The organism is Gluconobacter sp. P5B12 (genome assembly GCF_018812035.1).
Lineage (GTDB): Bacteria > Pseudomonadota > Alphaproteobacteria > Acetobacterales > Acetobacteraceae > Gluconobacter.
Genome location: NZ_JACRVV010000002.1, coordinates 267,610 through 293,508, shown reverse-complemented (window position 1 = coordinate 293,508; position 25,899 = coordinate 267,610). Strand labels below are relative to the sequence as shown.

The 25,899-nt window shown below is 56.4% G+C and carries 25 protein-coding genes; 8 read left to right on the top strand and 17 right to left on the bottom strand.

The annotated features are described in order from the left end of the window. Positions 1 to 73: 73 nt before the first annotated feature. On the top strand, positions 74 to 1,552 hold the full coding sequence (locus KP702_RS05345) for a mannitol dehydrogenase family protein (protein ID WP_215749911.1): 1,479 nt from the start codon (positions 74 to 76) through the stop codon (positions 1,550 to 1,552). 140 nt (positions 1,553 to 1,692) lie between these two features. Continuing rightward, complete coding sequence (locus KP702_RS05340) at positions 1,693 to 2,439, top strand: dienelactone hydrolase family protein (protein WP_202207033.1); 747 nt, start codon at positions 1,693 to 1,695, stop codon at positions 2,437 to 2,439. Positions 2,440 to 2,478: 39 nt separating this feature from the next. Here the strand turns inward: KP702_RS05340 and KP702_RS05335 are convergent, their stop codons facing one another. From KP702_RS05335 to KP702_RS05295, 9 genes are all read right to left on the bottom strand, one after another. Next, complete coding sequence (locus KP702_RS05335) at positions 2,479 to 3,315, bottom strand: aldo/keto reductase (protein WP_215768613.1); 837 nt, start codon at positions 3,313 to 3,315, stop codon at positions 2,479 to 2,481. A 199-nt stretch (positions 3,316 to 3,514) separates the two neighbouring features. Then, the gene (gene murA / locus KP702_RS05330; protein WP_046900589.1) at positions 3,515 to 4,771 is read right to left on the bottom strand and encodes a UDP-N-acetylglucosamine 1-carboxyvinyltransferase; all 1,257 of its coding nucleotides are present in this window, start codon (positions 4,769 to 4,771) and stop codon (positions 3,515 to 3,517) included. Positions 4,772 to 4,785: 14 nt separating this feature from the next. After that, positions 4,786 to 5,337, bottom strand: coding sequence for a dCTP deaminase (dcd, locus tag KP702_RS05325; protein ID WP_064275649.1), 552 nt, complete (start codon positions 5,335 to 5,337; stop codon positions 4,786 to 4,788). A 72-nt stretch (positions 5,338 to 5,409) separates the two neighbouring features. Next, positions 5,410 to 6,312 carry a DMT family transporter gene (locus KP702_RS05320; RefSeq protein ID WP_202207031.1) on the bottom strand — a complete coding sequence of 301 codons (903 nt, stop codon included), beginning with the start codon at positions 6,310 to 6,312 and terminating at the stop codon, positions 5,410 to 5,412. 7 nt (positions 6,313 to 6,319) lie between these two features. Continuing rightward, entirely contained in the window at positions 6,320 to 6,496 is a 177-nt protein-coding gene (locus KP702_RS05315) for a hypothetical protein (RefSeq protein WP_202207030.1), read from the bottom strand. Continuing rightward, complete coding sequence (locus KP702_RS05310) at positions 6,486 to 7,670, bottom strand: glycosyltransferase family 4 protein (RefSeq protein WP_202207029.1); 1,185 nt, start codon at positions 7,668 to 7,670, stop codon at positions 6,486 to 6,488. Before KP702_RS05310 ends, KP702_RS05315 begins: the two co-directional genes overlap by 11 nt. Positions 7,671 to 7,865: 195 nt before the next feature. Next, positions 7,866 to 10,085: a pyrroloquinoline quinone-dependent dehydrogenase gene (locus tag KP702_RS05305; protein ID WP_099211551.1), complete on the bottom strand. Its 2,220-nt coding sequence runs from the start codon at positions 10,083 to 10,085 to the stop codon at positions 7,866 to 7,868. Continuing rightward, positions 10,085 to 10,465 (bottom strand): glycerol dehydrogenase, encoded by a 381-nt coding sequence (locus KP702_RS05300; protein WP_202207028.1) that lies wholly within the window; start codon positions 10,463 to 10,465, stop codon positions 10,085 to 10,087. Before KP702_RS05300 ends, KP702_RS05305 begins: the two co-directional genes overlap by 1 nt. A 159-nt stretch (positions 10,466 to 10,624) precedes the next feature. Beyond that, positions 10,625 to 11,752 carry a hypothetical protein gene (locus tag KP702_RS05295; protein ID WP_202207027.1) on the bottom strand — a complete coding sequence of 376 codons (1,128 nt, stop codon included), beginning with the start codon at positions 11,750 to 11,752 and terminating at the stop codon, positions 10,625 to 10,627. A 231-nt stretch (positions 11,753 to 11,983) separates the two neighbouring features. On the opposite strand from KP702_RS05295, the gene dnaK reads away from it, so the two are divergent. Both dnaK and dnaJ read left to right on the top strand, forming a co-directional pair. After that, positions 11,984 to 13,885 carry a molecular chaperone DnaK gene (gene dnaK, locus KP702_RS05290; RefSeq protein ID WP_202207026.1) on the top strand — a complete coding sequence of 634 codons (1,902 nt, stop codon included), beginning with the start codon at positions 11,984 to 11,986 and terminating at the stop codon, positions 13,883 to 13,885. A 118-nt stretch (positions 13,886 to 14,003) separates the two neighbouring features. Beyond that, entirely contained in the window at positions 14,004 to 15,146 is a 1,143-nt protein-coding gene (dnaJ, locus tag KP702_RS05285) for a molecular chaperone DnaJ (RefSeq protein ID WP_064275651.1), read from the top strand. 172 nt (positions 15,147 to 15,318) lie between these two features. On the opposite strand, the gene KP702_RS05280 is transcribed toward dnaJ, so the two are convergent. From KP702_RS05280 to KP702_RS05255, 6 genes are all read right to left on the bottom strand, one after another. After that, positions 15,319 to 15,744 (bottom strand): hypothetical protein, encoded by a 426-nt coding sequence (locus tag KP702_RS05280; protein WP_237389888.1) that lies wholly within the window; start codon positions 15,742 to 15,744, stop codon positions 15,319 to 15,321. Positions 15,745 to 15,917: 173 nt separating this feature from the next. Then, a complete protein-coding gene (locus tag KP702_RS05275) occupies positions 15,918 to 16,688 on the bottom strand; it encodes an alpha/beta fold hydrolase (RefSeq protein ID WP_215768612.1) in 771 nt (256 codons plus the stop codon). 280 nt (positions 16,689 to 16,968) lie between these two features. Next, complete coding sequence (lldD, locus tag KP702_RS05270) at positions 16,969 to 18,120, bottom strand: FMN-dependent L-lactate dehydrogenase LldD (RefSeq protein ID WP_202207024.1); 1,152 nt, start codon at positions 18,118 to 18,120, stop codon at positions 16,969 to 16,971. 149 nt (positions 18,121 to 18,269) lie between these two features. After that, complete coding sequence (locus KP702_RS05265; protein ID WP_202207023.1) at positions 18,270 to 18,833, bottom strand: histidine phosphatase family protein; 564 nt, start codon at positions 18,831 to 18,833, stop codon at positions 18,270 to 18,272. Between the two features lie 133 nt (positions 18,834 to 18,966). After that, positions 18,967 to 19,863, bottom strand: a complete 897-nt coding sequence (locus tag KP702_RS05260; protein ID WP_202207022.1) for a fructose bisphosphate aldolase — start codon at positions 19,861 to 19,863, stop codon at positions 18,967 to 18,969. Between the two features lie 136 nt (positions 19,864 to 19,999). Continuing rightward, positions 20,000 to 20,470 (bottom strand): Rrf2 family transcriptional regulator, encoded by a 471-nt coding sequence (locus tag KP702_RS05255; RefSeq protein ID WP_202207021.1) that lies wholly within the window; start codon positions 20,468 to 20,470, stop codon positions 20,000 to 20,002. A gap of 79 nt (positions 20,471 to 20,549) precedes the next feature. Between KP702_RS05255 and KP702_RS05250 the strand changes: the two genes are divergently transcribed. Beyond that, on the top strand, positions 20,550 to 21,728 hold the full coding sequence (locus KP702_RS05250; RefSeq protein WP_202207020.1) for a globin domain-containing protein: 1,179 nt from the start codon (positions 20,550 to 20,552) through the stop codon (positions 21,726 to 21,728). Positions 21,729 to 21,732: 4 nt separating this feature from the next. Here KP702_RS05250 and KP702_RS05245 read toward each other — a convergent pair whose 3' ends face one another. After that, positions 21,733 to 22,338, bottom strand: a complete 606-nt coding sequence (locus KP702_RS05245) for an FMN-dependent NADH-azoreductase (RefSeq protein WP_202207019.1) — start codon at positions 22,336 to 22,338, stop codon at positions 21,733 to 21,735. Positions 22,339 to 22,431: 93 nt separating this feature from the next. Here KP702_RS05245 and KP702_RS05240 point away from each other — a divergent pair, with 93 nt between their 5' ends. Both KP702_RS05240 and dapB read left to right on the top strand, forming a co-directional pair. Further along, positions 22,432 to 22,812: a helix-turn-helix domain-containing protein gene (locus KP702_RS05240; RefSeq protein WP_202207018.1), complete on the top strand. Its 381-nt coding sequence runs from the start codon at positions 22,432 to 22,434 to the stop codon at positions 22,810 to 22,812. 45 nt (positions 22,813 to 22,857) lie between these two features. Then, the gene (gene dapB / locus KP702_RS05235) at positions 22,858 to 23,604 is read left to right on the top strand and encodes a 4-hydroxy-tetrahydrodipicolinate reductase (RefSeq protein WP_202207017.1); all 747 of its coding nucleotides are present in this window, start codon (positions 22,858 to 22,860) and stop codon (positions 23,602 to 23,604) included. 24 nt (positions 23,605 to 23,628) lie between these two features. Here the strand turns inward: dapB and KP702_RS05230 are convergent, their stop codons facing one another. Beyond that, positions 23,629 to 24,426 carry an SDR family NAD(P)-dependent oxidoreductase gene (locus KP702_RS05230; protein WP_202207016.1) on the bottom strand — a complete coding sequence of 266 codons (798 nt, stop codon included), beginning with the start codon at positions 24,424 to 24,426 and terminating at the stop codon, positions 23,629 to 23,631. A 287-nt stretch (positions 24,427 to 24,713) separates the two neighbouring features. Between KP702_RS05230 and metK the strand changes: the two genes are divergently transcribed. Continuing rightward, positions 24,714 to 25,898 (top strand): methionine adenosyltransferase, encoded by a 1,185-nt coding sequence (gene metK / locus KP702_RS05225; protein WP_064275660.1) that lies wholly within the window; start codon positions 24,714 to 24,716, stop codon positions 25,896 to 25,898. Position 25,899 lies beyond the last annotated feature (1 nt).

Sequence of the window (25,899 nt, the reverse complement as noted above, 5' to 3'; positions counted from 1 at the left end):
TATTCCATAAAAAGAGTTTCCTCATCACAGCTTCTTCTTAAAAGGGTCGGGCCTTTCGTTCGGAAGAACCATTATGAAACTGACCCCGGAAACTCTGGCCCATCTTCCAGAGACCATCCTCACCTCCCCTTATGACCGCCAGAAGGTGACTGCGGGGATTGCCCATCTCAGTGTCGGCAACTTCCATCGCGCCCATCAGGCCGTCTATACGGACCGCACACTGGCTCTTCCAGGCCAGGAAAGCTGGGGCATTGTTGGCCTTGGCCTGATGGATGTGCCCTCTGAAGTGCAGAAAGCCGAGGCCCTTCAGGCTCAGGATGGTCTTTACACCCTTCGGGAATGTCCCTCGGGGCGCCCGGATGTCGTCCGGGTTGTGAAGTCTCTGGTGGAATACATCCATGCTCCCGCAGACCGTCTGGCAGCTCTGAAGCGCCTGACCGATCCAGCAATCCGCATCGTCACCATGACGATTACGGAAGGTGGATATTACATGGATGAGGCAGGCCACTTCATGGCTGACCATCCGACCATCGTTGCGGACCTCAAGCGGGAAGTGCCGGAAACAGCGTTTGGTATCCTCACCGAAGCCCTTCGTCTGCGTCGTGAAGCCGGTGTGAATGCCTTCACAATCCTCTCCTGCGACAATGTTCCGTCAAATGGAGAGGTTGCGCGCCACGCCGTCCTGTCCTTCGCACGCCTGCGAGACGACGAACTGGCAGACTGGATTTCCCGGAACGTCTCATTCCCGGCCTGCATGGTTGATCGCATTACCCCAGCGGTTGGACCGGCGGACATTGCTCGTCTCAATAGTGAGAGCGGCATTGAAGACCGTGCCCCGCTGTTCTGCGAAGACTTCATCCAATGGGTTGTGGAAGATAAATTCCCGGAAGGCCGTCCGGCCTGGGAGCAGGCGGGTGTTCTGTTCACGAACAATGTTGAGCCGTACGAACAGGTCAAGCTGCGCATGCTCAATGCCTCTCATTCCATGTTGGCCCTCCCCGCGGTTCTGATGGGGTACCGCTTCGTCAGCGAAGCCATGGAAGATGAGAACCTTTTCCGTCTGCTTCAGCAGTTTCTGGGTTTTGACTCAGAACCGCACCTGACCGCTCCTCCGGGCATCAGCCTTCCGGAATATGGAGCCCTTCTGCTCCAGCGTTTCCGGAACAAGGCTGTCAGTGATCAGCTTCTGCGCATTGCGTCGGACAGCACATCCAAACTGCCGGTCTTTATTCGCCCGACAGCCGAGATCGTGGTGAAAGACAATAGCGACATGCGCCGGATCGCATTCCTGCTGGCGTGCTACTGCGCCTACATGAACGGCCGGGACGACACGGACGCGGACTTCCCTGTCACAGAGCCTCGTCTCAGCAAGGAAGATCGTGCACTGGTGACGGACACCGATCCGGCTCGCGCTTTGGATATGGGCGTCTTTGCGGGCTGGGGCCTCACTGACAATCCTGCCTTCGTCCAGCTTTTCACTGAAATGCGGCAGAGCTTGCAGGACCGTGGAACAGCCGCAACGCTCGCTGACGTCATCGCGCCAAAGGGCTGATCAGGGTATCCTGTGCCGGTTGAAATTAACCACCGGTACAAAACCCTTTCTTCAGACGAAGTCGTTGCGGCACGCCAGTGGGCCGCCTACAAACAGAGCCAGATGCGTTACTTGCAAACTCTCGCAGGGTGGATCGTCTCATGATCATCAGAACTGACGAAAAAATCGATCTCCAAACGCCTACTGGCTCAATGCGTGTTCACATCTTCCGTCCGGTTCAGGATGGACGTTTCCCGGCTGTCATGCTGTTTTCGGAAATCTATCAGGTCACGGCACCTATCGAACGATTAGGCGCCATGATTGCGGGACAGGGATATCTCGTCGCAATCCCTGAGGTTTATCACGAATATGAACCTGCCGGGACTGTCCTCGCCTATGACAAGGATGGGACCGACCGCGGAAATGACCTGAAATACACTAAGCCTGTCTCAGCCTTTGACTCTGACACGGCAGCGTTGGTCGAATGGCTACAGGGCAGCAGTTTCTGCACAGGCGCCATTGGTGCTTTCGGTGTATGCCTTGGGGGGCATCTCGCCTATCGGGCGGCTCTTCATCCGGCCGTTAAGGCGACTGCGTGTTTTTACGCCACAGACCTACATTCAGCGACGCTCGGTGAAGGCAAGTCCGATGACTCGCTCATTCGGGCTACAGACATCACAGGGGAACTGATGATGGTCTGGGGCCAGTCAGACCCGCATGTTCCCTATGCTGGACGGCGCATAATCCGGGATCGACTTGAGGAGGCAGGCGTCAGGCTGGAGTGGCATGAAGTTAACGCCCAACATGCATTTCTCCGCGATGGAGCACCACGATTTGACGCCGCTCTCTTCCTGCAGGCCATGAACTGGACGAATGCCCTGTTTCAGCGGGCTTTGACACGCGGGTAACGAAAAAGGGAGCTTCCGGTTCAGAAGCCCCGACCTGCCTCAGAATTCCTCATAAGTGGCAGGGTCCTGGTTTTCGAGGCGTCCATCCGGACGCGCCAGAGAGGCGATCTTCTTCATATCGTCTTCTGTCAGGGTAAAGTCGAAGATGGACCTGTTTTTAATCTGGCGCTCAGGCGTGGCAGACTTGGGGATAGGCACAGAACCAACTTGATGATGCCAGCGGAGAATAACCTGCCCGACTTCCTTGCCTAACCGCTCAGCGATCGTTTTTAAGAGCGGGTTTGTCAGAAGGTCATTGGCGCGCCCCAGCGGGCTCCAAGCCTGCGTAATGATTCCATGACTATGGTTCCACTTCCGCATATCGTCCTGCGGGAAATAGGGATGCAGTTCAATCTGGTTTATCGATGGAAGAACGCCTGTTTCGGCTTTCAGCCGCTCAAGATGTTCTGGCAGAAAATTGCATACGGCAATTGATCGGATATAGCCGCGCTTCTTTGCCTCAATCAGGGCTTTCCAGGCTTCAACGTACTTGCCCTGCTTCGGGTTAGGCCAGTGAATGTAATACAGGTCAAAGTAGTCAAGCTGCGTGCGATAGAGGGATTCCTCGATCGTTGTCAGCGCAGCATCATAGTCATGATGGCGGCCTGGTAGCTTTGAGGCGACGCGCAGTTCTTCCCGGGGGCGGCTGCTCTCGCGCACGGCACGGCCAACTGCCCCTTCATTTTCATAATTGAACGCACTGTCCAGAGCGTCATAGCCCACGTTGAGGGCACTGTTCATGGCTTCAACGCCCGCAGCACCATTCAACTTATAGGTTCCGAACGTGATCGCCGGAATGGTCGTGCCGTCATTCAGCGTGACTGTCGGAATCGTCATTCTCTGCTTCTCCTGACTCTGCCGCATTCAATCCCTTGGGGATGTATCAAATGCCTAAGGAAGACTTTTCGGGTTTGACTTATTACGCCCGACAGAGAGGAAGCGTTTCATAACGGATGGCTTCAGATGCACGAACCACAAAAAAAAGCGGTGAACCAAAATGGCTCACCGCTTTCATCAAAAGAAGCCTGAACAATCTTCAGTCTGAAACGCGTTCGATATCAGCACCACATGCTGCAAGCTTGCGATCTACGCCCTCATACCCACGATCCAGATGGTAAATCCGGCTGAGCTGCGTCTCGCCTTCAGCAGCAAGTCCAGCCAGGATGAGCGAGAAAGACGCCCGAAGATCAGTAGCCATGACTGGGGCACCGGACAGCTTCGGAACGCCACGAATAATTGCCGAGCGACCATGCGGATTGATGCGCGCACCCATCCGGTTCAGCTCAGGAACATGCATGAAACGATTTTCGAAAATCGTCTCGGTAATCATGGACGCACCATCCGCAACAGAGAGCATCGCCATGAACTGGGCCTGCATGTCCGTCGGGAAACCCGGATATGGCTCCGTCATGATGTCCACGCCTGTCAGCTTGCCCGTGCGACGGACACGCAGACCACGCGGATCTTCCTCAACTTCAACACCCGTTTCCTGAAGAGTGCGGATTACAGCTCCCAGATCATCGGCACGACCACCGACGAGCAGAAGGTCACCGCCCGTGATGCCCGCAGCGCAAGCATAGGTGCCGCACTCGATGCGATCTGGCATGACGGCGTAGTTAGCACCATGCAGGCGCTCTACGCCTTCAATGATCAGTGTACCGGAGCCCTCACCCGTGATCTGTGCGCCCATTGCGTTGAGGCAGTGCACCAGATCGCTGATCTCGGGCTCACGCGCTGCGTTGACGATTTCGGTACGGCCTTTGGCGAGCGTGGACGCCATCAGCAGATTTTCCGTCGCACCGACACTGGCGAACGGCAGGATAATCCGGTCGCCCTTCAGGCCTTCGGGCGCACGGGCATTGATGTATCCGTTCTCAAGGCGGATTTCAGCACCCAGAGCTTCAAGCCCTTTGAGATGCATGTCCACAGGGCGCGTGCCAATAGCGCAGCCACCCGGCAGCGAAACCTTGGCTTCACGGGCACGCGCCAGAAGCGGGCCAAGAACAAGAATGGAAGCACGCATCTTGGAAACGATGTCGTACGGGGCTTCCACCGATCCGATTTCGCCTCCGATAGAGAGGGTACGCTCACCCACAGCCTCGACGGCGATGCCCAGTCCCTTGAGAAGATCGCGCATCGTCTTGATGTCGGCAATTTGCGGAACGTTGGACAGCACCAGACGGTCAGAGGTCAGCAGGCCTGCGACCATGAGCTTGAGGCCGGAGTTCTTTGCGCCCCCGATCTCGATTTCGCCCGTCAGGCGATGGCCACCACGAATAATGAAACGGTCCATGAGTGATGCGCTCCTTACAGCCGAGGCGTGGTTACGCCGGACTGGCGCATGTATTTACCGGCACGATCCGCGTAGCTGACTTCGCAAGGGCTTGCGCCCTGGAAGAACAGGAACTGGCAGATGCCTTCGTTCGCATAGATGCGCGCAGGCAGCGGCGTCGTGTTACTGATTTCGATGGTGACCTGCCCTTCCCACTCCGGCTCAAGCGGCGTCACATTCACGATGATACCACAGCGCGCATAGGTGGACTTACCAAGGCAGACGACCAATGTGTCCCGTGGAATACGGAAATATTCGATCGTGTGCGCCAGTGCGAAGCTGTTCGGGGGAATCGTGATGTCGCCCGTCCGTGTCACGAAGCTGTTCGCGGCGAAGTTCTTCGGATCGACGACGGCACTGTCCACATCGGTAAAGATTTTGAAGTCTTCCGCGACGCGCGCGTCATAGCCGTATGACGACAGACCATAGGAAATAACGCCTTCCCGTTTCTGGTTTTCTACAAACGGTTCAATCATGCCGTGTTCTTTGGCCATCTGGCGGATCCAGGTATCAGGCATGATTGGCATGGATGCATTAACTCCTACACGGGGGGATCGATCTGCTCTAGCGACAGCCGCCCGATCACGCAATGTGTCGGTTTAGCCATTTTCCGTGAGGTGCTGTTGCCTTTTGACAAGCCAGCGCGGTCTCATCTCACTGGCAAGAACACCACAGACAATCAAAGCAGCGCCAAGAAGCGTGGTGGCCTGCAGCTGGTCGCCCGCCAGCCAGCCGACCAGACCACCCCACACAGGCTCTCCTGCATAAATCACAGCAGCTTTTGAAGGTGGGACAGATTTCTGCGCCCAGTTCATCACGAGCTGAACCAGAGCGCTCAGGCTTCCCAGGGCCGCAGCACAGGCAACCCAGATCCATGAAAACGTCGGCACATGCTCCCCGGCGACAGGCATGAGCAAAAGTGCAAAAAGGCCGCCTCCAATAAGCTGGCAGACCGTGATTCTACGACTGTCCACGCCTTGGGCAAACAGGCTGATCAAAACAATTTCGGCAGCGATGGCGCATGCTGAAAGCACCGTCAGCAAATCACCATGACTAAAGGTCAGGGTCAGGGCTGCCGGCCCTGCCAGCGCAATCAATCCGGCAAACGCCAGGCCGATTCCGACCCAGCTCATGATGTGCGGGGATTTACGCAGAATGGCCCACTGGAATAATGGCACCAACGGCACATAGAGAGCCGTGATGAATGCAGAACGGCTGCTGGTCACCTCACGCAACCCTGCACTTTGCAAAACATACCCGATTGAAAGGGCAATCCCGATCAGAATACCGGATCGCACTTCTTTCCGTGTCAGCCCCGTCATGTGACGACCTGCCAGACACGCCACCATGGCTGCGGCCATCAGAAACCGCACACCGACGAAGAACATCGGTCCGCAATGCTGCATGGCCAGATGCAGGATCAGAAAAGTGCCTCCCCAGAGCGCCGTAACGCCCGCCAACGCCAGCTCCTGTGGTGTCGGGGTTGGCAGACGGATTTTCATGACGGCCTTAGCTTTCGGAAGACGGTGCGGGCGCTGTGGGCCTGATGCGCTGCTGCTGTTTGCGACGCAGAAGATTGGCCCGGAGCGCCTTGGCTTCGCGAGCTGCGCGTGCCTCTTTGGCAGCCTGCGCCTTATCAGTCAGATGGGCCGTAGCTTTGCCGTTTTCCGTCTTGTCAGTTGTCATCAGTCTGTCCGTCGAAAGATGCTCGAAGATGCGTTCCAAGCAGCTCGTCATATACACCGAGTGTCGCCGACTGCATCTGTCGGATCGTATAATTTCGCAAGACATGCTCACGGGCATTTTCTGCCAGATAGGCAAGCGTTTCATCATCGGCCGACAGAATGCCGACAAGTGCTTCTGCCAATGCCTGAGGATTATCGGGAGGAATGACGAGACCTGTCTGTCCGGGCAGGACCGTCTCCATCATGGCGCCCTGTGCCGTGCCGATAACGGGTTTGCCCATCATCTGCGCCTCCACAAGCGTGCGCCCAAAGGGTTCAGGCCGCAGAGACGGCGCGACGACAACGGACGCCAGAGCGCAGGCCGCTGGCATGTCCTGGCATGTCCCTGCGAAGCGAACCCTGTCTTCCAGACCCAGCTCCTGAATTCTTCGCCCAAGAGAGAGCGCAAATTTATGATCCGTTTCCGGGCCAACCAGAACACAGATCCAGGGTGCAGCAGAGGCCTGTTTGAGAAACTTCAGTGCTTCAATCAGGACCCTCTGCCCTTTCCACGCCGTTAGACGTGCAGGCATCAGGATCACGCGGGCACCGTGGGGGACTGACCAAGCTTCGGCAAGCCGCTGGATCCGTTCGCCGGAGACCTTTTGCGGGTCAAAAAGAGAGGGGTCGGCACCACGGGGAATAGTCCGCAGGCGGTCTGACTGAACACCATATTGCCCGGACAGACGGCCGGCGATGAAATTCGAAATGGCAATCACGCGCGTGCCACGGGCCAGAACAGAATTATAAAGCTTCTTGCCCCACCAGCCCGCACCATGAACACCATGCCATGTCGTGACCAGCGGGATCCCTTCACGACGACAGGCCAGCCAGGCCGCCCATGCCGGAATACGGGAGCGGGCATGCACCAGATCCACTCCCTGCTGGCGGATCAGTTTCTGAAGATCACGGGCCCGGCGCAGTACAGCAACAGGTGATTTGGATTTGAGGTTGAGCGGCACATGAATTGCGCCAGCGTGCCTCAACTGGATCAGCAGCGGCCCCGGCTTTGAAGCAACAATGGCTTTCCCGCCCGCCTGAGTGATGGCAGCGGCGATTTCGATGGCACCGCGCTCAAGCCCCCCAGTACTGAGTGCAGGAAGGACCTGGAGGATCACGGGAGAACGGTCAGTCATGAGCGTTTCGGCGGGCCATTCTGAAAATTTGATCCGAACGAGAAGCCTTCCTGATCGGTCTGCGCCTGAGGTTTTCAGAATAAAAAACAGGCAGAAACGAAAAAGGGAGACGTCCATGCCCTGCTAGCACAGAAGTCCCCCTTTGACGATGGAGTGTAGCGAATGTGCACAGCACATCCGCCACAGTCGTCAGCTTTACTTAACGGCGTCAGGCAAAGCGTAGACCACGAGCTGATCGCTGACTGGCGTCATCATGAAGTGATGACCACCTGCCATGATGGCAACGTACTGATGTCCATTGGCTTCGTAGGTCATCGGGTTGGCCTGACCGCCACCCGGGAGCACTGCGCTCCACACGACCTTGCCGGTGTGTTCGTCAATGGCACGGATCTGGTTATCCGTAGCCGCTGCAATGAACACAAGACCGCCACCTGTCACGACGGAACCGCCGTTGTTCGGTGTTCCGATCTCCCAGGGAAGGCCTGTCGGCAGACCCCATGGACCATTAGCACGAGCCGTTCCCAGCGGATGCTGCCAGAGCACCTTCTGACCGTGCTTCATGTCGATGGCCGTGATCATGCCGTAAGGCGGACGGTTGCACATCATGCCGGTGTACTGATCCCAGAACGGCGTCACGACGATGCCATAAGGCGTTCCGTCCATGGCACCATTACCTTCGGCGCCACCGCCACCTGGCTTGAAGTTAGGATCGTCGATCGGCATCAGACCAAGCTTGTCGGCCTTCTTGCGGGTGACGAGCTGGTCGTACATCGGGGTGATGTTCCAGTTCGCGATCAGGATTCCGCTCTTCTCGTCATAGGACATGGAACCCCAGTCACTGCCACCATTGTAGCCCGGGTATTCAATCCATGGCTTATCAACGCTCGGCGGCGTGAATTCACCGACGTAGTTCGCACGACGGAACTTGATCCGGCAGAAGAGCTGATCAATGGGAGACATACCCCACATATCCGTCTCTTTCAGATCAGGCACGCGCAGAGCAGGCATCCCGACAGACCAGGGCTGCGTCGGGGTCCGTGGGTCGCCAGGAATGACGCCTGGTGACGGAGCCGGACGCTCTACGACGGGAAGAACTGGCTTGCCTGTCCGGCGATCCAGAACGAACGTCTGACCGCGCTTCGTCGGCATGATAAGGGCTGGAACGGGCTGGCCGTCAGGGCCAGGCATATCCATCAGGGTTGCCTGAGAGCCAATATCATAATCCCAGACGTCTTTATGGGCGGTCTGGAAAACCCACTTTTCTTCACCTGTCTTGACGTCAATCGCCACGACTGCGGAAGAAACCTTGTTTTCGGCATCGCTACGCAGGGCGCTGTAATAGTCGGCAGCGGAGTTTCCGGTCGGCACATAAACAAGACCAAGAGCGCTATCGCCCGTCAGTGCAGCCCATGAGTTCGGCGTACCACGGCTATAATGGCGATTGCCCGTTGGCTGGCTGTGATCTGTCGGGTTGTTGACGTCCCAAGCCCAGACGAACTTGCCGCTTTCAGCATCGTAACCGCGGATCACACCAGACGGTGCCCAGCGACGCTGACCATCCAGCACTTCGTGGTTGACGACGACAACGCCATCAACGACCGGTGGCGGTACGGTCATGGAAACGAAGCCCGGAACGGACTCGCCAAGACCCTGCATTAGGTTGACCTGACCACCGTGACCGAAATTCGGACAAAACTCACCCGTTGCCGCATCAACAGCAATCAGGCGCATATCGAGCGTGCCTTCGATAAGCCGATTGTGACAGGGCTGCCCTTCAGGCACAACGGACGACGTGAAATACGTCACGCCCTTACAGGCTGCCGTATAGGGAATGGAGTGGTACTTCACATCCACATTCCGACGCCAGATCTGCTTCCCCGTGACCGGGTCCAGCTTCATGATGTCGTTCATGGCCGAACACATATAGAGGCCGTCACCCACCTTGATCGGTGTGGTTTCAGCTGCCCATTTGTTGGTCTGACCCGGACGTGGGTAGCTGCCCGTATGATAGGTGAATGCGACCTTCAGGTTGCCAGCGTTCTCAGGCGTGATTTCAGACAGCGGCGAATAACGCGTCTGATGATCATCACGGCCATAAGCAACCCAGTCTCCAGGAGCCGGATTTGCGCTCTGCTGGGGTGCCATGGCAGGCACTTCTGACGGATCAATTGACTCGATATCCGGCAGGTTTGCAGCATTTACGCCGGGAGCCTGCGGGGCATACGGAGACGGTCCGGCAAAATAGCTCTGCTCTTTAGGACCGCTCTCAGTAGGCTCATTCGCATTGCCTGGACCAGGAACTGCGGCGGTCGGAGAACCACCCGAGCCTGCGGGAGCGAACTGAGCGTGTGCGGCGAGAGGCGAACAGGCGAGCGCGAGGCCTGCGGCTGTTGCGAGAAGGTGAGACCGACGCATCAGACGGCTCCTCTGAGTGTACGGCGGGATTCCAGGCGGCGAAGAACCGGAATGGTCAGGACCACGAGAATGCCGAGAATGGTCGGACCGAAAGCACGCGGCAGAAGATCAACGGGGCTGAACCCGACTTCCCACAAGGACCACACCCATGTGTAGGCCAGCGCGCCAAGGTACAGGAACCCGCCAAGCGTGCGTCCCATCACCATGAACACCCCGCTGGCAACCAACACGATGCCGCAAATGACGTAGTAAACAGAGCCACCCAGCATCGCGAGGTCTGCCCCCATGATGACAAAGATCAGGCCCACAAGAAGAATAACGACCCCCAGAAGCAGCGTCAGCCACTCCGTCAGAGTCTTCGTGCCGTTAATATTCGGCATAACCGGATGCCTCCCAGACTGAATACCCGGGACGGTATGTCGATTATCCAGCGAGGTCCATTAGAGTTCTTCTGAATATCCTTTAACAAAGGCGTGTTTGCGGTAACAAAAACGTGCTTGGAACTATTTGAAAAATGAATATTTCTGCAAATATTGGGATTATCCAGCTGGAATTGTGACCACTGCCCCACCTGTATGGTTCGTGGCCGCCAAGGCACTGAGGACCTGAACCATTGTAAAGGCAAGCTTGCTCTGGAAATCTTTCTCATCAATCCAGAACCACATGTCGTTATATTCTACCGCAGCATATCGGCGGTCGGGGACCTTGTGTCCTGAATGAATAACAACTTCCGGGCGGTTCTCGATACCCACCTGCCCGATCGTCGGCGGTGTCCGGCCTACCTTGATGTCTTCTTCCGGAACCTCAACCTCATAAGCCAACTGTGTCAGCATCGCGAGCATAGAGCGCGTCAGAATGGCAATCTGCCCAGGATGTTTCGGATAGGGGCCGTAAACAATTTCCGCCTCTTCAGCCTGGGCGTCCAGATGCAGGAGGCGGCGCACTTCCGCCTGCGTCGAGAGAAGGCTGCTATCAGATGTCGAAGACAGCACCAGATAGGAATGCTCTTGGCCGTTGCCGTTTTCCGGCTTTGAAGAATTCTTCTTGTTATTGTTGTCATCGGTCGGAGGCGGCGCATCAGTCGTGATGCGGATTGTCATCGCGCCTGCAATCTGAAGCTGACGCAGATCATGCAGCAAAAGATAGAAGCGGACAGAACCTCCACCAAACGGCCCTGCTCCCAACCCTCGCACGTTGGACAGCCCATCGATCGACTGCGCTGTCAGGCGCAAGAGGGTGTCAATGGGAAGACCACCGAGACTAAGGGGCATGATAACGGTGGGAGAAATCGGCCGCACGATATTCTCGGCGTATTGCTGCCCCGTCACCGGTTGATAGGTGAAGGTCGGGCTTTCACCCGATGTCATTGTCCCCGTTCCGAAGAGATAATTGCCAACAGCAGTGGCAGGATAGGCATAGAACCCGCCACTCACGCTCTTGGATACGCTGTATCCGGCAATGACCTGCGTCGTATCCAGAAACGTCGGCGGATCGGCATAACGCAGGCGCACGATATTCAGGAGCATCTCATGCTTCTGGGATTCGCCCAGAGCGCGCGAGTATTCAAGCTCGTCATGCTGAAGCCTGGATGGCCCTATCGGCCCACAGGCAGCAAGACAGGTAAGTGCAGCCAGGGGCGCGGCCCGGAATATCAGATTAATTTTCATGACTTATCTCAAAGTGGACCATTCCGTGGCCAAGCGGAAGTCACAACCGTTTCCTGAATGAGGCGAACGCATATTTTTCATGAAAGATGTGACTGCCAAGGCTTGAAACACTTTGCTGCCCCGCCTAAATCTGGTCTCGGAAACACGATCCCTTGATGGATCGGATTTTACGTCACAAGGGCTCGCCCCGGTGCCTGACAGGGCCGAAGCGAGCCGCTGAAAGGACATATTATGAGCAAAGTCATCGGTATTGACCTCGGCACGACCAACTCCTGCGTTGCAGTGCGTGAAGGCGACGAGACCCGCGTTATTGAAAACAGCGAAGGCGCACGTACGACGCCGTCCATGGTCGCCTTCACCGAAAACGGTGAGCGTCTCGTCGGACAGGCCGCGAAGCGTCAGGCTGTTACAAACCCATCCAACACACTCTATGCCGTCAAGCGTCTGATCGGTCGTCGTTACGATGACCCGACCGTCGCCAAGGACAAGGGCATGGTCCCTTATGAAATCGTCAAGGGCGACAACGGCGATGCATGGGTTCGCGCACGTGGCGAAGATTACGCCCCGTCCCAGATCGCTGCATTCGTTCTCGGCAAGATGAAGGAAACGGCCGAGTCCTATCTCGGTGAAACGGTTACACAGGCCGTTATCACGGTTCCGGCTTATTTCAACGACGCACAGCGTCAGGCGACGCGTGACGCTGGCAAGATTGCCGGCCTCGAAGTCCTGCGTATCATCAACGAGCCGACCGCAGCTGCACTGGCTTATGGCCTTGGCAAGCGCGATTCCGGCACGGTAGCTGTGTATGACCTTGGTGGTGGTACGTTCGACGTTTCCATCCTCGAGATCTCTGACGGCGTGATCGAAGTAAAGTCCACGAACGGTGATACGTTCCTGGGTGGTGAAGACTTCGATAACCGCGTGATCGACTTCCTGGCCGATGAGTTCAAGAAGGACCAGGGCATCGACCTGCGTGGCGACAAGCTTGCCCTGCAGCGTCTGAAGGAAGCCGCTGAAAAGGCCAAGATCGAGCTTTCCTCCTCCAAGGAAACCGAGATCAACCTGCCGTTCATCACGGCTGATGCGTCTGGCCCGAAGCACCTTGTCGTCAAGCTGTCCCGTGCCAAGCTGGAGAGCCTGGTTGACGATCTGGTTCAGCGTACGCTTGGTCCGTGCCGTTCGGCCATCAAGGATGCCGGCGTATCCACGAGCGAGATTGACGAAGTCATTCTCGTTGGCGGCATGACCCGTATGCCGAAGGTCATCGAGACGGTTAAGGAATTCTTCGGCAAGGATCCGGCACGCAACGTCAACCCTGACGAAGTGGTCGCTATCGGTGCAGCCGTTCAGGGCGCCGTCCTGAAGGGTGACGTGAAGGACGTTCTGCTCCTCGACGTGACGCCGCTGTCGCTGGGTATCGAAACGCTGGGTGGCGTGTTCACCCGTCTGATCGACCGCAACACGACGATTCCGACCAAGAAGAGCCAGACCTTCTCCACGGCTGAAGACAACCAGAACGCCGTGACCATCAAGGTCTATCAGGGCGAGCGTGAGATGGCAGCGGACAACAAGCTGCTTGGCAACTTCGACCTGCAGGGCATTGCTCCGGCACCACGTGGCGTTCCGCAGATTGAAGTCACGTTCGACATCGATGCCAACGGTATCGTCAATGTGTCCGCCAAGGACAAGGCGACAAACAAGGAGCAGCAGATCAAGATCCAGGCTTCTGGTGGTCTGTCAGACGGTGACATCGATCGCATGGTCAAGGAAGCTGAAGCGAACGCTTCTGCTGACAAGGCCAAGCGTGAACTGGTCGAACTGCGCAACAGCACCGAGAGCATGATCCACCAGACTGAGAAGTCCCTCACGGAAGGTGGTGACAAGGTTCCGGCTGCAGACAAGTCTGAAGCAGAAGCCGCTATCGCAGCAGCCCGTGAAGCTCTGGGCGGCGACAATGCCGAGACGTTGAAGAGCGCTAGCGAGCGTCTGACGCAGGTTGCGATGAAGGTCGGTCAGGCCATGTATCAGGCAGATCAGGCCCAGCAGGGTGGTGAAGCTGCGGGTGCGGAAGCCAAGGACGAAAACGTTGTCGACGCCGACTTTGAAGACGTTGACGACAGCAAGAAGCACTGATCGGGTGACTTCCCCAGGTGGGGCTTCCCGCCCCGCCTGACCTGTTTTCCGAAGGGCGCCCGTTCCCGCAAGGGGGTGGGCGCCATTCTTGTTTCCGGCCCTCAGACAAGGACCGATCATGGCCACGAAGATCGATTACTACGAAAGCCTCGAAGTTTCGCGTACTGCTTCCGGAGATGAGCTGAAGAAAGCTTTCCGCAAGCAGGCCATGCGCTATCACCCGGATCGCAACCCTGGTGATGATGCTGCCGAGCAGAAATTCAAGGAAATCAACGAAGCCTATGACGTCCTGAAGGACGAGCAGAAGCGCGCAGCCTACGACCAGTACGGACACGCAGCCTTTGATGGCGGCATGGGTGGAATGGGCGGCGGCGGAGGCTTTGGTGGTTTCGGCGCCGGTGGTCTTGGGGACATCTTTGACCAGATGTTCGGAGACATGATGGGCGGCCGCCGTGGCGGTGGACGTCGTACAGGTGCTGACGTTCAGGTTCAGGTTGAAATCAGTCTGACCGAAGCCTTTTCTGGCGTGACCAAGAGCGTTGAAGTCCGCACGCGCGTTGCGTGTGAATCCTGTCATGGGTCCGGTTCCGCTGATGCCGGTGGCGGCAGCACGACCTGCGCCACCTGTCATGGCGCGGGCAAGGTTCGTGCACAGCAGGGGTTCTTCCTTGTCGAGCGCCCCTGCCCGACCTGTCATGGGTCAGGCCGTACGGTTCGCAATCCGTGCAAGGTCTGTCAGGGTACAGGCACGCAGGCAAAGACTGAGACCCTCCAGATCGAAATCCCGGCTGGCGTTGAGGATGGCACGCGCATCCGCATGGCAGGCCGCGGTGAAGCTGGGGGAGAAGGTGTACAGCCCGGCGATCTGTATGTGCACGTTTCGGTCCTGTCGCATGACATCTTCCAGCGTGATGGCGCCAATATCTACTGCCGCGTTCCGCTGCGCATGACGCAGGCTGCGCTGGGGACGGAGGTTGAGGTTCCTGTCATTGACGGCAGTCGCACCCGTGTCCGCATTCCTGCAGGGACGCAGACAGGTGAAACCTTCCGCCTGCGCGGCAAGGGCTTCTCCGTATTGCGGTCTTCGGCCCGTGGTGACATGTACATTCAGGTCTCGGTGGAAACACCGCATCACCTGACCAAGCGCCAGCGCGAACTTCTTGAAGAGTTCGAGAAAGAAGCGGGCGACGATCACGCCAAGGCAAGCCCTGAAAACAGCGGCTTCTTTGCCAAGGTCCGTGATTTCTTCGAAGGTCGCTGATTTTAAAAATACCCCTCCCGAAACGGAGGGGTATTTTTTTTGACATACTCACTACGATCTATCTTCTTGAACAGACCTTTCGTCTTCATCTGAAGCAGACGGAGTATTTTTCTACGCCCTAAATAGAGTGTGCGCCTGCAATAGACCTCTATATCTCTAAAAATCTCACACTTCAGTCGTCAGAAAGCCCAAACTGTTCGGGGTACGGCATCGCGTTTCTACCTAGCTTCTTCTTTTTCCAGTCAGCCAGCGCCCTGTTATATTCGACGTGACACAGGACAAACTGCAGTGCTTCTACATGACGCTCGTTACTGGCATCCATTGTGTTACGACGCCAGCCTGCTGCAATCAGCCAATACTCACCAGCAAGTTGCCAGGATCCAGCCTGATGATGCTGCAAGGCGAGCCGTTCAAGCCCGTGGTACTTGTTATTCGGATTGGTAAGCGTCTCTGCCGTGAGGATGAAGTCGTCGCTTTTCCCGGGGAACGTCGATTTCATGTAGGGGAACTGCCGAGTCAGCACACCCGGATCACCGAAGTGTTCCTTGATCAGCATCGGAACCAGTCTGTCGTAAGATCGACGCCATTCGTACTGCACAAACTGCCCTTTTGAAGACCACGTTGAAGAATGTTTTTCCTATAGCGAAGTGGTCTACCAGAGTCGATTTTCTGACGCTCACTTACAGCCTGCTCTCCAGCAAGATGAATATTTGATCGACCGCTTCCACCTGCATGCCAAACATTTTTTAGGGAGATGCAACGACATGGTCCTTAAGCTGGGACGAGCTTCATGAAATCCTGTAGAAAAGGAAAAATACGTTCAGGCATATCTTCAAGTAACGTGTGGCTCGCGAAGGGGATGTTAAGTAACCTGGCACCTTTGACCTGCTCAGCAAGATCGAACGCCTGTTGCCGCGACACCAGCATATCGTCGTCACCATGCACTACAAGCAAAGGACACTGAATGTTTTTTACAGATGCCCCGGGATAGGCATTTTCGTCGCAGCCAAGCCACATCTGCGTCGCTGCCTTGAATAACTTTCCGAAATCTGGCTTGGGATTTTCCGTATTGTAAACTGCAATTTGACTCCCGAACATGCCACGCCATTTTTCAAGATTGATCGTCTGATAAATCTGCCGGGCAGGATCATTCTCGGGCAACACCCAATGCGCGCCAACCGCTATGACAAACTCCGGTTGTACGGCACGCGATGCAGCCAGACGCAAGGCGACAATGCCGCCGTCACTATGTCCGATGATACCAAATTTTTGCAGCCCCAACGTGGTGAGAAGTAGAGTAAAATCATCCTGGAGTTGCCGATAGGTCAGAGAGGCCGTCCCGAGACCAGATCGACCATGCCCGCGCGTATCAATAGCAATCAGCCTGTAATCTTTTGCCAGGTTCTGTGCGAGCGGAATAAAATCGCGCCGGCTTTGCAAGCCGCCATGAAGCAGAACGATGACTCTTCCTTGTGGATTTCCAGCTTCAGAAACGAACAAATTCGTATCGCCAACGGACACAAACTTCCCTGAATCAAACATTCGATGACTTTCGTAAGGTCGGATTGTCGCTGGATAGTGCCGTGCGATTATCACCAATCACACTCTATCTTTAAATTTTTACACCAAAGGATGGTTTCAACATCGTTCGGCATACCGTTTAGACGAATGAAAATGTCTACTATACTTATGTTTGAGCACAGATAGAAGCTGTGCCGTTCTCCTTACAACACAGCTCTTGATTATTATAAGACATACTGACCTACAGGAAACTCCTACTGGGAATAGCCTTGCGCCTTAGCCGATATCTTGTGGCAAAGGCTCAATCAGATGCCGGAACCAAATGAGCCAGGCTTTTTGACGTCAGATCCGAAATAGCACTCGCACCCGTAAGGGTCATAGCGACACGGAGTTCCTTCTCGATGATATCGAGCACATTCTCCACGCCCTTCTGCCCACCCGCAGCGAGGGCGTAGACAAAGGCACGGCCCAGCAGGACGGCATCTGCTCCCATAGCGACCATTCGAGCAATATCCAATCCCGATCTGATGCCGGAATCCACCAGAATTTTCAGGTCTCCCTTCACGGCATCCACAATAGGAGGAAGTGCGCGGGCGCTGGAGAGGACGCCATCAAGCTGGCGACCACCATGGTTGGAAACAACAATGCCATCCGCACCGAAGCGGACAGCATCTTTTGCATCCTCTGGATCAAGAATACCCTTGATAATCATGGGGCCATCCCAGTATTCCCGGATCCATTCCAGATCTTTCCAGCTAATGGACGGATCAAAATTATTGGCGAGCCAGCCGATATAATCTTCCAGTTTGGTTGGATTTCCGCGATAGCGCGAAATATTGCCCAAATCATGCGGTCTGCCACGCAGACCCACGTCCCAAGCCCACATGGGATGGGTCACAGCCTGAAGATAACGCCGGATGTTGGCATGGGAGCCGGACATTCCCGAATGGGCATCGCGATAACGCGCGCCCGGCGTTGGCATGTCTACGGTAAACACTAAAGTCGTAATGCCCGCAGCCTTCGCGCGCTCCAGGGCATTCTTCATGAATCCCCGGTCCTTAAGCACATAAAGCTGAAACCAGATGGGCACCGGGCTTCTACCCTGCACCTCCTCGATGGGACACACCGATACTGTGGACAACGTGAAAGGAATACCCTTACGCGCCGCAGCCCTTGCTGCCTGCACTTCCCCGCGGCGAGCATACATGCCCGTCAGTCCGACAGGGGCAAGAACCGCAGGAATATTCAGTTTGCGCCCGAACAACTCTGTCCCAGTCGTCAAACCGGACACGTTTTTCAAGATGCGTTGCCGCAGGGAGATATCTGCCAGGTCAGTAATGTTCCGCCGCATTGTCTGCTCTGCGTAGGAACCGCCATCAATATACTGGAAAAGAAAAGGCGGCAGACGACGGCGGGCTGCCTCACGATAATCAGTGGCTGAGGAAATAATCATCTGGCAGCTCCATCAATGTCCATCGTATTCAATGAGGAGGAGACTGCCAGTCTGTTTGAAGACAACCAAGAGGCTATCTCGTGCCCTGACATTATGTTGCACAACACCATACAAACAATGACGTGGCGGCAACTCCTCCTTCTGGCCAATCAGGCGTTTAGTCTGCGTAAAACCCGTGCGCCCCGATGAATATCGAGAACGGACACTGATGCCGTATCCAGGGCCATATTTTCCCCAAGTCGCACATCATTATGGATCCACACACCAATCAGGCTGCGGAGAATATGACCGTGCGCAAACAGGGCAATCGTTCCTCCCTGTGCCGTCAGCCGCTCCAGCAAGCCACTGACCCTCTTCTGAACCTGAGCGGCCGTTTCGCCATTCTCCACGTCAGACGTCCATAAAGACCAGTCGGGCTCGGCTTTCAAAATCTCTGGCGTGGTGAGCCCTTCATAAACGCCGTAATTCCATTCCATGAGGTCAGGCTCAATCTGAGCTTGCTCGCCCAGCCCGGCGAGAACGCAGGTTTCATGCGCACGCTGAAGCGGACTGGTGAACACCTGATCAAAGTTCTGGTGTTCTAAACGGCTCTTAAGAGACAGCGCCTGCTTACGTCCGTCTTCCGTCAGGGCAATATCCGTACGGCCCGTATGCTGGCCGCTTATGGTCCATTCTGTTTCGCCGTGGCGAATTAGCCAGAGGGTGGTGCTCATGACGCATGCCTTCCCTAGGAGCTTTCAGTAAATGAAAGCCCTTTGCCAGTCCGAAGCTGGATTGCTGAAATTTCTGGATCAGAGGCGAATGGCGCGCGGATTTCGTATGCTCACCCGCCTCTCAAGCCGCTGTTCAGATCTTGTGAACAGAAGCGTCGTAAATCTTGTCCACGACCTTGCTCAGGGTTTCGTTGAACGCCTGATCGGACTGTGAAACGCGCAGATCGTCCACAAGGGCCCGCGAGAAGCTGGCGATCATGCCATGATTGGCTTTGAGCTTCTGGCACGCTTCATCGAGAGGATAACCGCCTGAAAGCGCGACAACACGCTGCATGCGCGGATGCTTCATCACGCGGGCATACAGGTCCGGCTTTTCAGGCAACGTCACCTTCAGCATAACCGGATAATCTCCCGGAAGTGCTTCCAGTCCACTCAGAACAGCGTCTTCGAGGAGCGCTTCAGCCTCAGCCTTTTCCGGGCTCTTCACCAGCACTTCCGGCTCAAGGATCGGGACGAGTCCGTGCGATGCCACCTGCGCCGCAATATCGAACTGCTGCTGAACAATGCTCTTAATGGCAGCAGGATTGGCCAGACGGATCACTGACCGCTCCTTGGTACCGTATATGCCCAGCTTCGCCGCTCGTTCCAGAAGCTCATCCAGGCCCGGAATGGGCTTCATGAGCTGAACGCCGTCCTTTTCGTCTTCCAGACCTTTATCGATCTTCAAAAACGGGACGATTCCGCAGGTTTTCCACAGATAGGACGGCACTGGCGTGCCGTCGACCGTGCCATCCATTGTTTTCTCAAACAGGATTGCCGCAAGGATCTCGTGGCTCTGGAAAGCAGGAGAGGAAATGATGCGAACGCGCATTTCGTGCATCAGACGGAACATGTCCGCGTCGTTCGAGTAGGCATCCGGCCCGATGCCATAGTGTGCCAGAGCCTTGGGAGTCGATCCGCCGCTTTGATCAAGAGCGGCGATAAATCCGGGAGTTTTTGACACCTGCTCGGCCATTTTTGCATCAGGCATGAACACTACATCCTTTTCTTCAGTCACATGACCAGAAGTAACGACTGACCTTCGCGCGGGATTGGAGACTCTTCCAATCACATTGCACGGATCACCCCTAAGGACGCGGTTCAACCCTGCTGGAGCGGCAGGGAAATCAGTTTTTTTCAATATTTACGGACGGCGGTTCGGCTAATTCTGGAAACAGTCTGGCCAGATCCGCAGGCTGAAGAAGATCTGCCAGAGTGTAGCGATCGAGCACGCCCAGAAATGCGGAAAGCGCCTCGCCCAGCACGCCACGCAAGCGGCAGGAAGGAGACAGAACACAGGCGCGGCTTCCATCTGCCCGGCCCTCACAGTCTACGAGCATCATATCGTCTTCCGTAAACCGGACGACCTCTCCCACACCAATGTCCCGTGCCGGGCGGCCCAACGTCAGGCCACCGCCACGACCTCGTACGGTGGTGATGAAACGCCCCTGCCCCAGACGATGCACAACCTTCACCAGATGGTTTTCCGAGATGCCGTACGCCTCGGCAATTTCGCGGATGGAGACGCGCACAGTTGGGCGTGCCCCGATGTAGAGCAGGGTCCGCAAGGCATAGTCGGTATGCAGGGTCAGGCGCATACGAGTCCTCTGGCAGATTGACAGTCAGAAGTCACGCGCTTAAAGATGTATTTATTATACACCTTTAAGAAGACCCATCATGTCCTCTTCCGACCGCAGCCTCACGCCAGACGTCATTGCCACCATCAAGGCGACCATTCCGGCCCTCGAAGCGCATGGTCTCGACATCACCAGTGAGATGTACCGCCGCCTTCTGGCTGATCCGGCGATTGCTGAGATGTTTGATCCGACCCATCAATCCAAAGGAACGCAGCCACGCGCGCTCGCCATGGCCGTCCTGGCCTATGCCCGGAACATCGATAATCTCGGAGTGATGGGTGGAGCGGTTGAGCGCATTGCCCAGAAACATGTCAGCCTGGAAATTCTGCCAGAGCATTACCCACATGTTGCCACTGCCCTGATCGGCGCGATTCAACATGTTCTGGGAGACGCCGCGACACCTGCAATTCTGGATGCATGGGGCCGTGCTTACTGGTCTCTGGCCGACATTCTGATGGGCCGGGAAGGCCAGCTTTATGACGCCAGCACACATGCCGAGGGTGGCTGGGCAGGCTGGCGCGACTTCACGATCATCAATGCAACGCGCGAATGCGACAATGTCACGACGCTGGAACTGAAGCCTGTGGATGGCAAAACCGTCATTCAGGCTATCCCCGGCCAATATCTGGGTGTGGACCTAAATATTCCGGGACATGGGCAGACCCGACGTAACTACAGCATCACATCGCGCCCCAACCACGATTCCTACGCCATTAGCGTGCGCCACGTTCCGAACGGTGCAGTTTCCACATGGCTCAACAGTCCGGACTGCAAAGGTCATCAGGTTCGACTATCGCCGCCGGCAGGTGAGTTTGTCCTACCGGAGAAAAACGATGCGCCGATCGCCTTCATCTGTGCAGGGATTGGGATCACGCCCATGATTGGAATGATCGCGTCTTTGGCCGCGCAGTCAGGCTCACCAGCGGTCAGTATTATTCAGATTGCCCATTCCGAAACGGCCGTACCGTTTCCAGGGAAACTGAACAGCCTCGCCAAGGAAGCGAAAAGCCCAATTACGCTTCATACGCGTCTGACGTCTGTTGAGGGTCGCCCGGATGCGGCATGGGTCGCAGCCCGCATTCCGGAGGGAGCCATCTGCTATCTGTGCGGCCCGACCGGGTTCATGCGTGATATGATTCAGGGTCTTTCAAAGGCCGGCATCCCAGCCGATCGTCTGCGTTATGAGACGTTTGGACCGGATACCGGCGTAACAGACTGATCTGTCAGAGGGCGGCGATGGCGCTTTCCGCTTCCGCAAGGATGCGAGGGCGATCATTGCCGCTATTGACTGCAAGGCCTTCCGCTTCGATGACCTTCACGTCCGTGACACCAAGGAAGCCGAGGACGGCCTTGAGATAGGCCACCTGATGCTCGAAGGCTGCCTGCGGCGTACCCTCCGAATAGATGCCCCCACGAGCAACAGCGAGAATGACGGTCTTACCGCCAGCAAGCCCTTCAACACCATCCGCACCATAGCGGAATGTCTGTCCGGCAATGGCAATGCGATCAATCCAGGCTTTAAGCTGGCTTGGAATGCCGAAGTTATACATCGGCACACCGAGTACGAGAATGTCGGCCTCTTTAAAATCGGAGAGAGCTTTCGCGCCCGCTACCAGATCCTTGTTGGAGGCAGCGTCTTCCGTAAGGTCCTTGCCCAGAAAAGACAGAGCTTCGCCGTCCAGGTGAGGAAGCGGGTTCACCGCCAGATCAAGGGGCGTAACCTCCAGATCCGGATGCTTCTGACGGTAGCGGTCCACAATCGCCACACTCAGCTGGCGGGTTGCGGAATATCCGCCAAGAATGCTGGAATCGATATGCAGCAGTTTCATTGGAGTTTCTTTCGGTTCCTGATCGTAACTAGCACATGATAAGAAACCTTTTCTGCACCTCCGCAAGACGGCACATTCAGGGATCATAGGCACATGGATGTTAGTACCCTTCCCCCTCCGGAAGCTCATGAAAGCGACACATGCGCTGTTGTCCGTGCCATTCTGGCGCGTATTGGAGACAAGTGGAGCATCTTGATCGTGCGGATGCTGGGAGACGGCTCCATGCGCTTTAGTGAACTCCGACGATCCATCGAAGGCATTTCGCAACGCATGCTTACGCTGACCCTGCGAAATCTGGAACGCGATGGACTGGTCGCCCGAACCGTCACCCCCACTACTCCGCCCCGCGTGGATTACGAATTGACGGATCTTGGCCACTCCCTGCAAAGCATCACAGAAGCCTTTGGGCGCTGGGCTGTCACACACCGGGATCAGATTGAAAATGCCCGCCTCCGTTTTGACGCACGCCAATAATCCCTTAGGTTGCGCCCAATAGTTTCTGACGGTCAGGCACGGATTATGACGACTTCTCCCCGCATCGGTATTGCTGGCATCACTGGACGTCTGGGCGCTCTCTGCGCCGAAGAAGCGGGAGACTCCCTGGCTGGCGGGCTGTCCCGTCACGCAGATGCAGCACGCAGCATCACCACTAACCCGGCAGAATTAGCAACACGCTGCGACGTCATTATCGACGTCAGCCACGCTTCAACCGTAGCAGCCCACGCAGAGGCCTTCACGGCTACGAAATGCTCTTGGGTTCTGGGAACAACCGGTCTGGACGCTACGGCACAAGCTGCCGTGGGCGAGGCTGCGAAACATATTCCGGTTTTACAGGCTGCCAACTTCTCCCCGGCCCTAACGCTCTTTCTGGAGCTCGCGAAGCAGCTTGGCGCAGGGCTGCCAGGTTATGATGCGGAGATTGTAGAGATTCATCACCGGCAGAAAGTTGATGCACCGTCCGGCACCGCTCTGGCCATTGGACGCGCAGTTGCAGAAGGACGAAACGTAGCGTTCGAGGATGTTGCTCGCCTGGATCAGAACGGCCCGCGACCGGATAAAGCTATTGGGTTTGCCTCACTGCGGGGAGGGCAGATTGTGGGTGAGCACGATCTTCTCTTCATGGCAGCCGACGAGCAGATCACTTTGTCTCATCGTGCGCTGGATCGACGGGTTTTCGCCCGCGGTGCACTGATGGCTGCACGCTGGCTGGCCCATCAGCCTCCTGGCCTTTACGGCATGGCAGATGTTCTTCGTCGGAAAGACTGATCTTTCCGACGAAGAACCAGGTGGTCAGCCGCCCGAGATTTCGAGGTTCACACCCGTCATAAAGCTGGAGTCGTCGCCCAGAAGGAACGCCACCACGCCTGGGATTTCGCTGATATCGCCATAACGGCGCATCGGCACACTACCGATCATCTGCTTGGAAACTTCTTCAGGATTGGTGGAGAAGTACTGCGTGTTGGCCTTGGCCTGCAGCTCCACCTGTCGATCCCACATGAAACCAGGGCCCATATAACCAGGGCTGATGGCGTTAACGCGGATGTTGTAGGGCGCCAGATCTTGGGCTGCAGTTTCCGTCAGGGCGATGATGGCACCTTTGGATGCCCCGTAAGCCGCCATGTTCGGCGGTCCTTTTACACCTGCCATGCTGGCAGTATTCACGATGCTACCGTAACCGTTCTCGATCATGTGCCGTGAGACAGCCTTCAGCACATGGAAGGCGCCTGTGACATTGATGCTCAGAACACGCGGGAAATCTTCGGACGGATAATCCTGAACCGGGGCAAAGGCACCCTGATACCCGGCGTTGTTGAAGAGGAAATCGATTTTTCCAAACTCTTCGACAACGCGGCCGACGACATCAATTACTGACTGCTCGGATGTGACGTCACAGACATAGGACGCAGCTTTCACGCCCTTCTCCCGCACAGCGGCTTCTGCCTTGGCCAGAGCGTCCGGATTCATGTCGAGCAGAGCAATTTCCGTGCCCATTTCTGCCAACCGGAGTGCAGTCGCAAGGCCAATATTGCCCCCAGCGCCCGTAACGAGACAAACTTTACCGCTAAAGAAACTTACGACGTATGCCATTGGTGCCTCATGAAAATACGGTGCTTTCACCTGCGGCCCACAATATCGAGATCGAAGGCGGTCGTCTCCCCCTGATTTCGCACCATGAGAAAACGTGAATACCCCTGTTGGTTTTCCTGATTTTCCAAGGACTTCTCTTTGGATTTCACAGAAAAAATGTCCAAGTTTTCCTAAGCCCCTTGACCCCTGCGTTCAATTCCGCCAAGCCGTGCCTCTCCTGAATGCTGCATCCGTTCGTCATGACGCCTGCAGCCCTTTTCACCACTCATTCCCTGCGAGGTCCCTGAGTGCGCAATCACGGCGATTTCCTGTTCACCTCTGAATCTGTTTCCGAGGGCCATCCCGATAAGGTGGCAGACCGTATCTCCGACACAGTTCTGGACGCTTATCTTGAAGCCGATCCGGAAGCCCGCGTTGCCTGTGAAACGCTGGTCACCACGAACCGTGTCATTCTGGCCGGTGAAGTCCGTGGCCCCGAGGCCGTCGAAGACACGCTGATCGACCGCGTCCGTGAGGCCATCAAGGACATCGGCTACGACCAGGCTGGCTTCTCCTGGAAGACGGCTGACATCACGTCTTACCTTCACGCACAGTCTGCTGACATCGCCCAGGGCGTGGACAGTGGCAGCGACAAGGACGAAGGCGCTGGCGATCAGGGCATCATGTTTGGCTTCGCCACGCGCGAAACCGAAAACCTGATGCCGGCTCCGCTATTCTACGCCCAGACAATCCTTGAGCGTATCCGCGACTACCGCAAGAACGGCGACGCCCGTGGCGCTGGCCTTCTTCCGGATGCGAAGAGCCAGGTCACGCTGCGTTATGTCGATGGCAAGCCGGTTGGCGTCACGTCTGTCGTGATTTCCACGCAGCACGCTGAAGGCATGAGCCAGAACACGATCCGCGAAACGCTTCGCGGCGTGGTCAATGACGTTCTGCCGAATGGCTGGAGCTGCCCGGAAGACGAGTTCTATGTGAACCCGACCGGCAACTTCGTCATCGGTGGCCCGGATGGCGATGCTGGCCTGACCGGCCGTAAGATCATCGTGGACACCTACGGCGGTGCAGCCCCTCATGGTGGTGGCGCATTCTCCGGCAAGGACCCCACGAAGGTTGACCGTTCGGCTGCTTATGCTGCGCGTTACCTTGCCAAGAACGTTGTGGCTGCTGGCCTTGCAGATCGCTGCACGATCCAGCTCAGCTATGCGATTGGCGTCTCCAAGCCGCTTTCAGTCTATGTGGACCTCGATGGCACAGGCAAGGACATCGACGAAGCACGCCTTGGCCTGCTCCTCAATGAAGTTGTGGATCTGTCCCCGCGCGGCATCCGCAAGCACCTGCGCCTGAACCGCCCGATCTATGTTCCGACGTCTGCCTATGGTCACTTCGGTCGTGTGCCGAATGAGGCTCTGGACAACTTCACGTGGGAAAAGACAGATCTGGTCGACACCCTCCGTAACGCACTGAACAGGTAAG

Bases quoted from the DNA above. Each gene is read 5' to 3' on its own strand.
- KP702_RS05345 (WP_215749911.1), top strand. From the start codon at position 74: ATGAAACTGACCCCGGAAACTCTGGCCCATCTTCCAGAGACCATCCTC.
- KP702_RS05340 (WP_202207033.1), top strand. From the start codon at position 1,693: ATGATCATCAGAACTGACGAAAAAATCGATCTCCAAACGCCTACTGGC.
- KP702_RS05335 (WP_215768613.1), bottom strand. From the start codon at position 3,315: ATGACGATTCCGACAGTCACGCTGAATGACGGCACGACCATTCCGGCG.
- murA (WP_046900589.1), bottom strand. From the start codon at position 4,771: ATGGACCGTTTCATTATTCGTGGTGGCCATCGCCTGACGGGCGAAATC.
- dcd (WP_064275649.1), bottom strand. From the start codon at position 5,337: ATGCCAATCATGCCTGATACCTGGATCCGCCAGATGGCCAAAGAACAC.
- KP702_RS05320 (WP_202207031.1), bottom strand. From the start codon at position 6,312: ATGAAAATCCGTCTGCCAACCCCGACACCACAGGAGCTGGCGTTGGCG.
- KP702_RS05315 (WP_202207030.1), bottom strand. From the start codon at position 6,496: ATGACAACTGACAAGACGGAAAACGGCAAAGCTACGGCCCATCTGACT.
- KP702_RS05310 (WP_202207029.1), bottom strand. From the start codon at position 7,670: ATGACTGACCGTTCTCCCGTGATCCTCCAGGTCCTTCCTGCACTCAGT.
- KP702_RS05305 (WP_099211551.1), bottom strand. From the start codon at position 10,085: ATGCGTCGGTCTCACCTTCTCGCAACAGCCGCAGGCCTCGCGCTCGCC.
- KP702_RS05300 (WP_202207028.1), bottom strand. From the start codon at position 10,465: ATGCCGAATATTAACGGCACGAAGACTCTGACGGAGTGGCTGACGCTG.
- KP702_RS05295 (WP_202207027.1), bottom strand. From the start codon at position 11,752: ATGAAAATTAATCTGATATTCCGGGCCGCGCCCCTGGCTGCACTTACC.
- dnaK (WP_202207026.1), top strand. From the start codon at position 11,984: ATGAGCAAAGTCATCGGTATTGACCTCGGCACGACCAACTCCTGCGTT.
- dnaJ (WP_064275651.1), top strand. From the start codon at position 14,004: ATGGCCACGAAGATCGATTACTACGAAAGCCTCGAAGTTTCGCGTACT.
- KP702_RS05275 (WP_215768612.1), bottom strand. From the start codon at position 16,688: ATGTTTGATTCAGGGAAGTTTGTGTCCGTTGGCGATACGAATTTGTTC.
- lldD (WP_202207024.1), bottom strand. From the start codon at position 18,120: ATGATTATTTCCTCAGCCACTGATTATCGTGAGGCAGCCCGCCGTCGT.
- KP702_RS05265 (WP_202207023.1), bottom strand. From the start codon at position 18,833: ATGAGCACCACCCTCTGGCTAATTCGCCACGGCGAAACAGAATGGACC.
- KP702_RS05260 (WP_202207022.1), bottom strand. From the start codon at position 19,863: ATGCCTGATGCAAAAATGGCCGAGCAGGTGTCAAAAACTCCCGGATTT.
- KP702_RS05255 (WP_202207021.1), bottom strand. From the start codon at position 20,470: ATGCGCCTGACCCTGCATACCGACTATGCCTTGCGGACCCTGCTCTAC.
- KP702_RS05250 (WP_202207020.1), top strand. From the start codon at position 20,550: ATGTCCTCTTCCGACCGCAGCCTCACGCCAGACGTCATTGCCACCATC.
- KP702_RS05245 (WP_202207019.1), bottom strand. From the start codon at position 22,338: ATGAAACTGCTGCATATCGATTCCAGCATTCTTGGCGGATATTCCGCA.
- KP702_RS05240 (WP_202207018.1), top strand. From the start codon at position 22,432: ATGGATGTTAGTACCCTTCCCCCTCCGGAAGCTCATGAAAGCGACACA.
- dapB (WP_202207017.1), top strand. From the start codon at position 22,858: ATGACGACTTCTCCCCGCATCGGTATTGCTGGCATCACTGGACGTCTG.
- KP702_RS05230 (WP_202207016.1), bottom strand. From the start codon at position 24,426: ATGGCATACGTCGTAAGTTTCTTTAGCGGTAAAGTTTGTCTCGTTACG.